The sequence below is a fragment of the Streptomyces oceani genome, from assembly GCF_001751245.1.
Taxonomy (GTDB): Bacteria; Actinomycetota; Actinomycetes; order Streptomycetales; family Streptomycetaceae; genus Streptomyces; species Streptomyces oceani.
The window spans coordinates 152,160-166,407 of sequence record NZ_LJGU01000115.1 but is presented as its reverse complement, the minus strand read 5'-3'; the positions used below and the strand labels follow the sequence as shown (position 1 = coordinate 166,407).

General features: G+C 72.0%; 7 pseudogenes. All 7 read left to right on the top strand.

The annotated features are described in order from the left end of the window. Window positions 1-15 precede the first annotated feature (15 nt). Window positions 16-942: pseudogene (locus AN216_RS31255) on the top strand (acyltransferase domain-containing protein); the annotation flags it as partial. Beyond that, window positions 919-1,386 (top strand): annotated as a pseudogene (locus AN216_RS31250) (polyketide synthase dehydratase domain-containing protein); the annotation flags it as partial. The pseudogenes AN216_RS31255 and AN216_RS31250, both read left to right, overlap by 24 nt. A gap of 54 nt (window positions 1,387-1,440) precedes the next feature. Then, window positions 1,441-1,860: pseudogene (locus tag AN216_RS31245) on the top strand (polyketide synthase dehydratase domain-containing protein); the annotation flags it as partial. Then, window positions 1,858-4,365 (top strand): annotated as a pseudogene (locus AN216_RS31240) (type I polyketide synthase); the annotation flags it as partial. The pseudogenes AN216_RS31245 and AN216_RS31240, both read left to right, overlap by 3 nt. 77 nt (window positions 4,366-4,442) lie before the next feature. Beyond that, window positions 4,443-13,146 (top strand): annotated as a pseudogene (locus AN216_RS30090) (type I polyketide synthase); the annotation flags it as partial. A gap of 98 nt (window positions 13,147-13,244) precedes the next feature. Further along, window positions 13,245-13,664: pseudogene (locus tag AN216_RS31235) on the top strand (beta-ketoacyl synthase N-terminal-like domain-containing protein); the annotation flags it as partial. A gap of 24 nt (window positions 13,665-13,688) precedes the next feature. Next, window positions 13,689-14,248: pseudogene (locus tag AN216_RS31230) on the top strand (polyketide synthase); the annotation flags it as partial.

Below are 14,248 nucleotides of genomic sequence, written 5' to 3'. Positions count from 1 at the left end.
CGTGGTCCGGTGTTTGTGTTTCCGGGGCAGGGGTCGCAGTGGGTGGGGATGGCGCGGGAGTTGTTGGGTGAGTCGGTGGTGTTTGCGGAGGCGATGGGTGAGTGTGAGCGGGCGTTGGAGCCGTTTGTTGGGTGGTCGTTGGTGGGGGTGTTGGGGGATGAGGAGATGTTGGGTCGGGTGGATGTGGTGCAGCCGGTGTTGTGGGCGGTGATGGTGTCGTTGTCGCGGGTGTGGGAGTGGTTTGGTGTGGTGCCGGCTGCGGTGGTGGGGCATTCGCAGGGGGAGATTGCGGCGGCGGTGGTGTCGGGTGCGTTGTCGTTGGAGGAGGGTGCGCGGGTGGTGGCGGTGCGTTCGGGGTTGATTGGTGGGCGGCTTGCGGGTGGTGGGGGGATGGTGTCGGTGGGGTTGTCGCGGTTGGGGGTGGAGGAGTTGTTGGTGGAGTGTGGGGTGGTGGGTGTGTCGGTGGCGGCGGTGAATGGGCCGGAGTCGACGGTGGTGTCGGGTTCGGTGGTGGGGTTGGTGGGGTTGGTGGAGGTGTGTGAGGGGCGTGGTGTGTGGGTGCGGTGGGTGGAGGTGGATTACGCCTCGCATTCGGTGCAGGTGGAGGAGATTGAGGAGGAGTTGCGGGAGGCGTTGGTGGGGTTGGAGCCGAAGGAGCCGGAGGTGCCGTTTTATTCGACGGTGACGGGTGGGTTGTTGGACTGTCCGTTGGATGGGGACTACTGGTATCGGAATCTGCGGGAGCCGGTGCGGTTTGCGGAGGTGTGTGAGGGCTTGTTGGGGGCGGGGTTCGGGGCGTTCGTCGAGGTGAGCGCCCATCCCGTGTTGACCGCTGGGGTGGGGCGGATCGCTGAGGTCGCTGGGGTGGGAGCCGTGGTGTGTGGGACGTTGCGGCGCGGGGAGGGTGGTTGGGACCGTGTGGGGCGGTCGGCAGCTGAGTTGTTCGTGGGTGGTGGGTCGGTGGATTGGGGGGCTTTCCTGCCCCCGGGCGGCTCGGTGGTGTCGACGTTCCCGACCTATCCCTTCCAGCGGCAGCACTACTGGCTCACCGCCGGGCGGTCCGGTGCCGACGTCGCCACGGCCGGACTGTGGTCGGCGGACCACCCGCTGCTCGGCGCTCAACTCCCGCTGCCCAGCGGGGAGACCGTCTTCACCGCCGCGCTGTCCGCGCGTGCCCACCCGTGGCTCACCGGGCACCAGGTGCACGGCAGCACGCTTCTGCCGGGCACCGCCCTCGTGGAGCTGGCCTGGTGCGCCGGCGACCAGCTTGGCTGCGGGCACGTGGACGAGCTGACGCTCGAACAGCCCGTGCCGCTGTCCGCCGAGGAGACCCTGCTGTTCCAGGTCGCCCTGGGCAGGGCGGAGGAGGGGGGACACCGGGCCCTGACCGTCCACACCAGCGTGGACGGCCGTACGTGGACACGCCACGCCAGCGGCCGGATGTCCCCAGCCGAGGCCGGCCCGCCGCCGCCCGTCGAACCGCCCGCTGACGCCGAGCCCGTCGACTTGACCGACTGTTACGAACGGCTGGCCGAGTCGGGCTACGTCTACGGCCCGGACTTCCGCGCCCTCACCGCCGCCTGGCGTCACGGCGCGGAGATCCACGCCGACGTACGGCTGCCGGAGCCGACAGCCGCCGAGGGCTACGGCCTGCATCCCGCGCTCTTCGACGCCGCGTTGCATGCCATCGGCCTGGGACTGGCCGGACCGACCGGGATGCCGTTCGCCCTGAGCGGGGTGACCCTGCACGCCACCGGCGCGACCACGTTGCGCGTGCGGATCGCTCCGTCCGCCCCGGACAGCGTCTCCCTCGTACTCACGGACGGCCAGGGCACCCCGGTCGTCACCGTCGACTCCATGGTCCTGCGACAGCCCAGCGGACCGGTCGCCCGCCCGCTCGGGGACACCCTCTTCCAACTGGACTGGACAGAGCCGCACTCAGCCTCCGACACGTCTCCTGCCTGGACCGTGCTCGACGACGGGGCGGACCTCGAGCGCCTTGCCGAGGACCCACCGTCGGTCGTCTTCAGTCCCTGCCCGCGGGGGCGCGACGCCAGCGCCACGGCCGGCGCGGCGCTGGAGAGCATCCGCCGCTGGGTCACCGACGAACGCTTCGCCGAGTCGTGCCTCGTGCTCGTGACGCGGGAAGCGGTGGCGACCTCCCAGGACGAGGACGTGCCGAACCTCAACCAGGCACCGGTATGGGGCCTGGTCCGCGCGGCGCGGGCCGAACACGCGGGCCGGTTCGCGGTGTTGGACGTGGACGAGACCTGTAGTGTCCCCGGTGCCTGGGATGACGCGCACGACGCCGCCGCTGTGTCCGCGCGATACGCCCGAGCAGCCGCGCTGGTCACCAAGGAGCCGCAGCTCGCGCTGCGTGGCGAGACCGTGCTGGCCCCACGCCTGGCCCGTACGCGGTTGGCCATCGGGACGGCGGGGGCTGCCGGAACCGCGGGAGCCGCCGAGGCCGAGACCATCGACCGTACGCCCCTGGACCCGGCCGGTACCGTGCTGATTACGGGCGCCGCCGGCGGACTCGCCGGGCAGCTCGCCCGGCACCTGGTCACCGAGCGGGGCGTACGGCGGCTGCTGCTGGCGAGCCGGCGCGGACCGCTGGCTCCCGGGGCCGCTGGACTGGACACCGAACTGGCCGGACACGGCGCGGAACTGACCAGCGTCGCCTGCGACGTGGCCGACCGAGACGCACTGGCGGAACTGCTCGTCGGGGTCCCCTCCACACATCCGTTGACCGCGGTGTTCCACACAGCGGCCGTACTGGACGATGGCGTCGTCACCGAGCTGAGCGACGAGCAACTGAGCCGGGTGCTGCGACCGAAGGCGGACGCCGCCTGGCACCTGCACCAACTGACCCGCGACATGGACCTCGCGGCGTTCGTGCTCTTCTCCTCGGCGGCCGGCCTGCTCGGCGGCTCCGGTCAGGGAAGCTACACCGCCGCCAACGCCTACCTCGACGCGCTCGCTCAGCACCGGCGAGCGCGCGGCCTCCCCGGACAGTCCCTCGCCTGGGGCCTGTGGGCGGAGACCGGAGGCATGACCGGTCGCCTGGACGCGGCCGACCTGGGCCGCGCGGCCCGCACCGGCTTCGTGCCGATGAGCACCGAACGGGCCTTCACGGCCTTCGAGGCGGCGTGGGCGCTGGATCGTCCGCTGCTGGTGCCCGCGCGGATCGACCTGTCCACCTGGCAGAGCCAGCACCAGGAACCCGTACCAGCTCTGCTGCGCGGGCTGATCCGTCCGGCCCGACGCGCCCTCGCCGGGGCGGGCACTCCGGCCCCCGGCCCCGAGGGCCCGCCCCTTGTCCAGCGCCTCGCGGGCCTGCCCGAGCAGGAGCGGGAACGCGCTCTGGTGGAGCTGGTCGCCGAGCACGCCGCGACGGTCCTGGGGCACGCCGCTCCCGACGAGATCGACGAGCTGCGCAGCTTCCGGGAGGTCGGCTTCGACTCGCTGACGGCCGTGGAGCTGCGTAACCGACTGGCGGCGGCGACCGGCCTGCGGCTGCCCGCCACGCTGGTTTTCGACCATCCCACGGTGGCGGCGCTGGCCGTACGGCTGCGGGACGACCTCTTCGGCGAACCGGTGCCGGAGCCGGAGGCGGAACCCGTGGCGGTGACGGGGCCGACGGTGGTGACGGACGATCCGGTGGTGATCGTCGGGATGAGCTGTCGTTTCCCCGGCGGCGTGAACAGCCCGGAGGACCTGTGGGAACTGCTGCTGTCCGAGGGCGACGCGGTGGGCCCCGTGCCCACCGATCGCGGGTGGGACATCGACGGCATCTTCGATCCGGCGGGTGGTCCGGGGACGAGCTATGTGCGGGAGGGGGCCTTCCTCGCGGACGCGGCTGGCTTCGACGCCGGCTTCTTCGGGATCTCGCCGCGGGAGGCGTTGGCGATGGATCCGCAGCAGCGGTTGTTGTTGGAGGTTTCCTGGGAGGCGTTCGAGCGGGCGGGGATCGATCCGGCGGGGTTGCGGGGCAGCGACACCGGAGTCTTCGCCGGCACGAACGGTCAGGACTACGCCGCGCTGCTCGCCGACTCCGTGGAGGGAGCGGCCGGATACCGGGCGACCGGCACCGCCGCCGCGGTCGTCTCGGGTCGGGTGGCGTACTCCTTCGGTTTCGAGGGGCCGGCGGTGACGGTGGACACGGCGTGCTCCTCGTCGTTGGTGGCGTTGCATCAGGCAGCCGCGGCCCTGCGGGCGGGTGAGTGTTCGTTGGCGTTGGTGGGTGGGGTCACGGTGATGTCCACCCCTGACATGTTCGTGGAGTTTTCGCGGCAGGGTGGGTTGGCGGGGGATGGTCGGTGTAAGGCGTTTGGGTCGGGTGCGGATGGGACGGGGTGGGGTGAGGGTGTGGGTGTGGTGTTGGTGGAGCGGTTGNTAGTCGGCAGCGGGGGTTGGCGCGGGATGGTCGGTGTAAGGCGTATTCGGCGGGTGCGGATGGGACGGGGTTCTCGGATGGTGTGGGTGTGTTGGTGGTGGAGCGGTTGTCGGAGGCGCGGCGTCGTGGGCATGAGGTGTTGGCGGTGGTGGCGGGTTCTGCGGTGAATCAGGATGGTGCGTCGAATGGGTTGACGGCGCCGAATGGTCCGTCGCAGGAGCGGGTGATTCGGGCGGCGTTGTTGAGTGCGGGTGTGGGGCCGGGTGGGGTGGATGTGGTGGAGGGGCATGGGACGGGGACGGTGTTGGGTGATCCGATTGAGGTGGGGGCGTTGTTGGGGACGTATGGGCGGGGGCGGGTGGGTGTGCCGTTGTTGTTGGGGTCGGTGAAGTCGAATATTGGGCATACGCAGGCGGCGGCGGGGTTGGCTGGTGTGATGAAGATGGTGTTGGCGTTGCGGTGTGGGGTGGTGCCGGGGTCGTTGTTTGTGGGGGAGGGGTCTGTGCATGTGGATTGGTCGTTGGGTGGGGTGGAGTTGGTGCGGGATGCGGTGGTGTGGCCGGAGGTGGGTCGGGTGCGGCGTGGTGGGGTGTCGGCGTTTGGGGTGAGTGGGACGAACGCGCACACGATTTTGGAGCAGGCGCCTGAGCCGGTGGGGGAGTTGGTTGGTTCCGCGGCAGAGGCGGGTGGGGTTTTGGGTGGGGGTGTGGTGCCGGTGGTGTTGTCGGCGCGGTCGGAGGGTGCGTTGCGGGAGTTGGCGGGGCGGTTGGAGGGGTGGCTTGGTGAGGGGGGTTCTGGGGTGTCGGTGGTGGATGTGGCGTGTAGTGCGGCGCGGCGGGCGGTTTTCTCGCATCGGGCTGTGGTGTTGGGTGCGGGGCGGGAGGGGTTGTTGGCTGGGTTGGCTGGGTTGTCGGTGGGTGGTGTGAGTCCGTTGGTGGTGGAGGGAGTGGGGGAGGCGAGTCGGGGTTCGGGTGTGGTGTTTGTGTTTCCGGGTCAGGGGTCGCAGTGGGTGGGGATGGGGCGGGAACTCCTGGAGTCCTCGCCGGTCTTCGCGGCTCGTATGGAGGCGTGTGCGGAGGCGTTGGCTCCGTATGTGGGGTGGTCGTTGTGGGAGGTGTTGGGGGATGAGGTGATGTTGTCGCGGGTGGATGTGGTGCAGCCGGTGTTGTGGGCGGTGATGGTGTCGTTGGCGGGNTGCGGAGGCGATGGGTGAGTGTGAGCGGGCGTTGGAGCCGTTTGTTGGGTGGTCGTTGGTGGGGGTGTTGGGGGATGAGGAGATGTTGGGTCGGGTGGATGTGGTGCAGCCGGTGTTGTGGGCGGTGATGGTGTCGTTGTCGCGGGTGTGGGAGTGGTTTGGTGTGGTGCCGGCTGCGGTGGTGGGGCATTCGCAGGGGGAGATTGCGGCGGCGGTGGTGTCGGGTGCGTTGTCGTTGGAGGAGGGTGCGCGGGTGGTGGCGGTGCGTTCGGGGTTGATTGGTGGGCGGCTTGCGGGTGGTGGGGGGATGGTGTCGGTGGGGTTGTCGCGGTTGGGGGTGGAGGAGTTGTTGGTGGAGTGTGGGGTGGTGGGTGTGTCGGTGGCGGCGGTGAATGGGCCGGAGTCGACGGTGGTGTCGGGTTCGGTGGTGGGGTTGGTGGGGTTGGTGGAGGTGTGTGAGGGGCGTGGTGTGTGGGTGCGGTGGGTGGAGGTGGATTACGCCTCGCATTCGGTGCAGGTGGAGGAGATTGAGGAGGAGTTGCGGGAGGCGTTGGTGGGGTTGGAGCCGAAGGAGCCGGAGGTGCCGTTTTATTCGACGGTGACGGGTGGGTTGTTGGACTGTCCGCTGGACGCCGATTACTGGTATCGCAACCTTCGCCAGACCGTGCGGTTGGATGAGGTGGTGCGGTCGGTGCCTGGGTCGGTGTTGGTTGAGGTGAGTGCGCATCCGGTGTTGTTGGGTGGGTTGCAGGAGAGCGTGCCGGAGACGGCTGTGGTGGGTACGTTGCGTCGGGGCGAGGGTGGTTGGGATCGTTTGTGCGCCTCGTTGGCGGAGGCGTTCGTCGCGGGCGCTGCGGTGGACTGGGCCACGGTCCTGCCACCAGGACGACGCGTCGACCTGCCCACCTACCCCTTCCAACACGAGCACTACTGGCCGACCCCCCGGGCGCGTGCCGAAGACCGTAGCCCCGAGCGCGCCGGAGCGCTCTACCGAGTGGAGTGGGCCGAGACCGAACCGCCCAGCGACGGCGAGACACCGTACGAACTGCTGCCTGTCGATGCCGGCGATCCGCGTGACCTGCTGGCCCGCACCCTCGACGCCGTACGCAGGCACATCGCCGAGCCGCACCGGCCGACGCTGCTCGTCGTGACCCGCGGAGCCGTCGCCGCCGCGGAAGGCGAACGCCCCGACCCGGGCGCCGCGGCGGTCTGGGGCCTGGTGCGCTCCGCCCAGACCGAGCATCCGGACCGCTTCGTGCTCATCGACACCGATCCGGATGGCGGGGCGGACACCGAACCGAGCGAGGCGCTGCTGTCCGCGACGCTCGCGACGGGTGAGCCCCAACTCGCGCTGCGGACCGGCCGCGTGCTGACTCCCGGCCTGGTGCGCGTGCCCGGCGCGGGCGCCGACAACGGTGCGCCGCCCGCCCTGGACCCGGCGGGCACCGCCCTGATCACCGGCGGCACCGGCACCCTCGGCGGGCTGGTCGCCCGCCGGCTCGTCGAACGGCACGGCGTACGGCACCTTGCCCTTCTGGGGCGGCGCGGCCCGGACACACCGGGCGCGGACGCACTCCATGCCGAACTGGCCGACCTGGGCGCGGAGGTCACGTTCCACGCCTGCGATGCCGCCGACGAGGACTCCCTCGCCCGTGTGCTGCGGGCGATCCCGGCGGAGCATCCGCTGACCGCCGTCGTGCACGCCGCCGGAACACTGGACGACGCGACCGTCGAGTCGACGACCGGAGAACAACTCGACCGGGTCCTACGCCCCAAGCTCGACGCCGCGCTCAGCCTGCACCGGCACACCGAGCACCTGGACCTGGCCGCCTTCGTGCTGTTCTCCTCCGCCGCCGGCGTGCTCGGTGGCGCGGGACAGGCGGCCTACGCCGCCGCCAACTGCGCGCTGGACAGCATCGCCCAGCATCGGCGTCTGGACGGCCTGCCCGGACTCTCCCTCGCCTGGGGTCTGTGGGCCCAGGACAGTGGGATGACCGGCGGTCTCGGGGCCGCCGACCGCTCCCGTATGGCGCGTACCGGCATCTCGGCCCTGTCCTCCGCGCACGCCCTCGCGCTCTTCGACGAGGCGCTCAGGACGCCGTACGCACACCTGGTAGCCGCGCGCATCGACCCGGCGGCGCTACGGGAGTCCGAGGCGCCCGTGCCCGCGCCGCTACGCAGGCTCCTCCCGGCGGCGCCGCACCCCGACCAGCCAGCCGAGGGCTCGGTGGGCCTTGCCGGGCGACTGACCGGCATGGACACGGACGAGCAGCAACGCGCCCTGCGGGACCTGGTACGACAACACGCCGCGACCGTCCTCGGCCACACCTCGCCGGAACGGGTCACCACCGCCCGGGCGTTCCGCGAGCTGGGCTTCGACTCGCTGACCGCCGTGGAGTTGCGGAACCGACTGGCGACGGCCACCGGCCTGCGGCTGCCCGCCACCCTGGTGTTCGACCACCCCACGCCCGGCGAGCTGGCCGACCGGCTGCACACCGAACTCCTCGGCGACCGCCCTGTCGCCGAGCCGCCCGGTACGGCTGTCCTTCCCAGCCCCCCGGCCACGGACGAGCCGATCGCGATCGTCGCCCTCGGCTGCCGGTATCCGGGCGGCGTGCGTACCCCGGAGGAGCTGTGGCGACTGCTCCAGGACGGTACGGACGTGGTGGCCGACTTCCCGGCCGGGCGCGGCTGGGACGTGGACGCGCTCTATGACCCCGACCCGGACCATCCGGGCACCTCGGTCACCCGTTCCGGCGCGTTCCTCTACGACGCCGACCACTTCGACGCGGACTTCTTCGGCATCTCACCCCGCGAGGCGCTGACGCTGGACCCGCAGCAGCGGCTGCTGCTGCAGACCGTGTGGGAGACCGTGGAGCGTGCCGGGATAGACCCGCGGACCCTGCGCGGCAGCCGTACGGGCGTGTTCGCCGGCGTGACACACAGCGACTACGCTGCGCGGTTCGCCCAGGTCACCGAGGGACTGGAGGAGTTCGACGGACACCTGCTGACCGGCAGCGCGGCGAGCGTGCTCTCCGGCCGAGTGGCGTACTCCTTCGGCCTGGAGGGCCCGGCGCTGACGGTCGACACGGCGTGTTCGTCCTCGCTGGTGGCCCTGCACCTGGCGGTGCGCGCGCTGCGGAGTGGCGAGTGCTCGCTGGCGCTGGCCGGCGGGGTGTCCGTGATGTCGACGCCGCGCGCCTTCGTGGAGTTCAGCCGGCAGCGCGGCCTCGCCCCGGACGGGCGGTGCAAGCCGTTCGCCGACGGCGCGGACGGCACAGGTTGGGGCGAGGGCGTCGGAGTCCTGCTGGTTGAGCGGTTGTCGGACGCGACCCGCAACGGACATCCGGTGCTCGCGCTCGTCCGAGGCAGCGCGGTGAACTCGGACGGAGCCTCGAACGGCCTCACCGCGCCCAACGGCCCCTCCCAACAGCGGGTCATCCGGGACGCGTTGGTCGACGCCGGGCTGCGGCCGTACGAGGTGGACGCCGTCGAGGCGCACGGCACCGGCACCACCCTCGGCGATCCGATCGAGGCCCAGGCGCTGCTCGCGACCTACGGACAGGGGCGCGACGAGCCGTTGTGGCTGGGCTCGGTGAAGTCCAACATCGGCCACACCCAGGCCGCCGCCGGCGTGGCCGGCGTCCTGAAGATGGTCCTCGCCATGCGGCACGGCACGCTGCCCAGCACGCTGCACGTGGACCGACCTTCCGCGCATGTGGACTGGTCGGCGGGCCGGGTGTCGTTGGTCACCGAGCCGGTGGAGTGGCCGACGGGAGACCGGCCGCGGCGGGCCGGGGTGTCCTCCTTCGGGATCAGCGGCACCAACGCGCACGTCGTACTGGAACAGCCGGCTGAGCAGGCGGCGAGCGCGCACACACCGACCGCGCCCGAGACACCGGCGGTTGAGACCGGTGCCGCGGCCGCCCCGGATGCCAGCCGGCTGGACGCGCCGGCGGACGTGCCGGCGGACGGGGCGTTCTGGGGCGGGCCGCCGGTGATGCTGTCCGCCCGTACCGAGGCGGCGCTCGCCGGGCAGGCCGAGCGGTTGCGCGTCCATCTGCTGAGCCAGCCGGAGCAGCCGCTCCCGGAGGTGGCGTACGCGCTCGTCACCGCCCGCAGCTCCTTCGAACGGCACGCGACCCTGCTGACCGAGGACCGGGACGGCCTGCTGGCCGGACTGACGGCGCTGGCTCACGGCGTACGGCACCCGGCGGTGGTGACGCGTGCCGCGCCGGCGGAACCAGGCCGGCTGGCGGTGCTGTTCGCCGGCCAGGGCGCGCAGTACGCCGGCATGGGGCGGGAGTTGCTTGGCTTCCCGGTCTTCGCCGAGGCGCTGGCTGAGATCTGCGCGGCCTTCGAGCCGCATCTGCGGTGGCCGTTGCGCGACGTGCTCCTCGCCGAGGCCGGCGACCCCGGCGACCCCGGCGACTCCGGCGACTCCGGCGGGCCCGACCAGGACGCCGGAGAGCCGCACGAACCCGCCAGGCCCGACGCGGCGACCGCCCCCACCGCCCCGCACGGCGAGCTGCTGCACGAGACCGCCTACACGCAACCGGCCCTGTTCGCGTACGAGGTGGCGATGTTCCGGCTGCTGGAGTCCTGGGGCGTGCGCCCGGACTACCTCGTCGGGCACTCCGTCGGCGAACTCGCCGCCGCCCACCTCGCCGGCGTCTTCGCACTGCCGGACGCGGTCGCGCTGGTGGCCGCACGGGGACGCCTGATGCAGGCGCTGCCGCGCGCCGAGGGCGCGATGCTGTCCGTGCGGGCCACGGAGAGCGCGGTACGTCCGTTGGTGGCCGAGCACGACCGGGTGGCCCTCGCGGCGGTGAACGGCCCGGAGTCGGTCGTGCTCTCCGGAGCTGAGGAGGACGTACTGGCCGTCGGTGCGCGGTTGGCCGAACTGGGTCACCAGACGCGGCGGCTGACCGTCAGTCACGCCTTCCACTCGCCGCTGATGGACCCGATGCTGTCGGACTTCGCGGCGGTGGCGGGTGACGTACGCTTCCAGCCGCCTGAGCTGCCGTTGATCTCCACGCTCACCGGCGAGTCCGCCACCGCCGAGGAACTCACCACTGTGGACTACTGGGTCCGGCAGGCCCGGGAGACCGTGCGGTTCGCCGACGCCGTGGGTTCGCTGCGGGAGGCCGGGGTCACCACCTTCCTGGAGGCCGGGCCGGACGGCACGCTGACCGGTATGGCCGCCGACAGCCTGGCCCCGGACGCGCTCGCGGTGCCCACCGCGCGCCGTGACCAACCGCTCCGGCGTACGCTCGCCGCGGCGCTGGGCGCGCTGCGAGCCGCGGGGGCCACGCTGGACTGGGACGCCCTGCGGCCGGCCCACGCCGTCCGGAGCGCGCGTGTCGACCTGCCGACGTACGCCTTTCAGGAGCGCCGGTACTGGCTCGAAGCACCGTCCGGGACGGTGACCGCCGACGGTTCGGCGGGCCCCCGGGAAGCCGCCCGGCCCACCGCCCCGCGGGACGGGGTACGACCGGCGGCGGACCCCGCCACGGACACCCGGTACCGGGTCGTCTTCCGGCCCGTGCCGGACACCGCCACGTCGCTCACCGGCGGTTGGCTCGTGGTGCTCCCGGACGCGCTCGCCGAGGAGGACCGGGAAGCCGTGCTGCGGGCCGTCGCGACCGGCGGCGAGCCGACGGGGGCGGACCAGGCGACCTCCGGGGATCCAGTGGTGCCGGCGGTTCAAGCCGTGCCCGTGGTGCTCGACCGCGCGGAGTTCGACCGTACGACGCTCGCGGTGCGGTTGACCGACCTGCTGGCGGAACACCAGCCGGCGGGTGTGCTCTCGCTGCTGGCGCTGGACGAGGCGGACGCCGGTACGCCTCCGGTACCGCACGGGTTGACCGGCACGCTGGCACTCGTACAGGCGCTCGCGGACGCCGACCCCGACGCCGGCGTGCCGTTGTGGTGCGCCACCCGGGGAGCGGTGGCCGCCTCCGACACCGAGCCGTTGACCAGCCCCGTACAAGCCATGGTGTGGGGACTGGGCCGGGTCGTCGCCCAGGAACGTCCGCGCGGCTGGGGCGGCCTCGTGGACCTGCCGGACACGTTCGACGGGCGGACGGCCGCACGCCTGGCCGCGGTGCTGAGCGGCCGGAGCGGCGAGGACGAGGTGGCGATTCGCGGCGCCGGCCTCCTCGCGCGACGTCTCGTCCGCCCGGGACGGGGGCGCGCCCGCCGGAGTTGGCAGCCGACCGACACGGTACTGGTCACCGGTGGCACGGGCGCCCTCGGCGGCTGCGTGGCCCGCTGGCTGGCCGAGGCCGGAGCGGGACATCTCGTACTCGCCAGCAGGCGGGGGGCGCGGGCCCCGGGGGCCGAGGCGCTGCGGGCCGAGCTGACCGGGCTCGGCGCCGACGTCACCCTCGCGGCCTGCGACATGGCGGACCGGGAGGCGGTGGCGGAGCTGCTCGCCGGGATTCCGGAGACGCGGCCACTGACGGCCGTCGTGCACACCTCGGGCGTGCTGGACGACGGAGTGACCGAGTCACTGACCGGGGAGCGACTGGCCGGGGTCCTGCGGCCGAAGGCGGACGCCGCGCGGCACCTGCACGAGTTGACGCGGGACGCGGAGCTGTCGGCCTTCGTGCTGTTCTCCTCCGCCGCGGCGACCTTCGGCGGTGCGGGGCAGGGCAACTACGCGGCGGCCAACGCGTATCTCGACGCCCTGGCCGAGCATCGCCGCGCCCAGGGCCTTCCCGCGACCTCGATCGCCTGGGGGGCATGGGCCGAGGAGGGCATGGCGGCCACGGCGGGTGCCGTCGACCAGCGGCTGCACCGCTCCGGGCTCGTACCGATGACCACGGGGCACGCCCTGGACGTGCTCCAGCGGGTCCTGGACCGGGACGAGACCACCGTGACGGTGGCGGAGGTGGACTGGGAGCGGTTCGTGCCGCACCTCACCGCGACCCGCCCGAGCCCGTTCCTCGCGGACCTGCCGGAAGCGTCCGAGTTGCGTACGACGCGCCACTCGACCGTGGACCAGCAGCAGGACGGGGGGCGGCCGTTGACTGAGCTGCCGGTGGCCGAGCGGGCTCCCGCGCTGCTGCGGATCGTCCTCGGGGAGGTCGCGGCCGTACTGGGACACGCCTCAGCCGCCGAGGTCGACATCACCCGGGCCTTCCGGGACCTCGGCTTTGACTCGTTGACGGCGGTGGAGCTGCGTAACCGACTGGAGGCCGCCACCGGCCTGCGTCTGTCCGCGACCCTGGTCTTCGACCACCCGACGGCGGAGGCGCTCGCCGGGCACCTCGGGGAGCGGCTGTTCGGGGCGGACGATGCCGTGGAGGCGACGGGGTTGACGGCGGTGACCGACGATCCGGTGGTGATCGTCGGGATGAGCTGTCGTTTCCCCGGTGGTGTGAACAGCCCGGAGGACCTCTGGACACTGCTGGTCGAGGGCGGTGACGCGGTCAGCGAGTTCCCCACGGACCGGGGTTGGGACCTGGAGAGCCTTTTCGATCCGGCGGGTGGTCCGGGGACGAGTTACGTGCGGGAGGGGGCTTTTCTCGCGGACGTGGGCGGTTTCGACGCCGGGNGGGTGGATTCCTGCGAGACGTGGGCGGTTTCGACGCCGGCTTCTTCGGGATCTCGCCGCGGGAGGCGTTGGCGATGGATCCGCAGCAGCGGTTGTTGTTGGAGGTGTCCTGGGAGGCGTTCGAGCGGGCGGGGATCGATCCGGCGGGGTTGCGGGGCAGTGACACGGGTGTGTTCGTCGGTGCGATGGATCAGGACTACGGTCCCCGCCTGGCCGACGTCCCGCCGGAGCAGGTCGAGGGGTACCTCGCCACGGGCAGTGCCACCAGTGTCGTATCCGGTCGGGTGGCTTACTCCTTCGGTTTCGAGGGGCCGGCGGTGACGGTGGACACGGCGTGTTCTTCGTCGTTGGTGGCGTTGCATCAGGGGGTGGGGGCTTTGCGGGCGGGTGAGTGTGGGTTGGCGTTGGTGGGTGGGGTGACGGTGATGTCGACGCCGGGGGCGTTTGTGGAGTTTTCGCGGCAGGGTGGGTTGGCGGGGGATGGTCGGTGTAAGGCGTTTGGGTCGGGTGCGGATGGGACGGGGTGGGGTGAGGGTGTGGGTGTGGTGTTGGTGGAGCGGTTGTCGGATGCGCGGCGTCGTGGGCATGAGGTGTGGGCGGTGGTGGCGGGTTCTGCGGTGAATCAGGATGGGGCGTCGAATGGGTTGACGGCGCCGAGTGGTGGGGCGCAGGAGCGGGTGATTCGGGGGGCGTTGGGGCGTGCGGGTGTGGGGCCGGGTGGGGTGGATGTGGTGGAGGGGCATGGGACGGGGACGGTGTTGGGTGATCCGATTGAGGTGGGGGCGTTGTTGGGGACGTATGGGCGGGGGCGGGTGGGTGTGCCGTTGTTGTTGGGGTCGGTGAAGTCGAATATTGGGCATACGCAGGCGGCGGCGGGGTTGGCTGGTGTGATGAAGATGGTGTTGGCGTTGCGGTGTGGGGTGGTGCCGGGGTCGTTGTTTGTGGGGGAGGGGTCTGTGCATGTGGATTGGTCGTTGGGTGGGGTGGAGTTGGTGCGGGATGCGGTGGTGTGGCCGGAGGTGGGTCGGGTGCGGCGTGGTGGGGTGTCGGCGTTTGGGGTGAGTGGGACGAACGCGCACACGATTTTGGAGCAGGC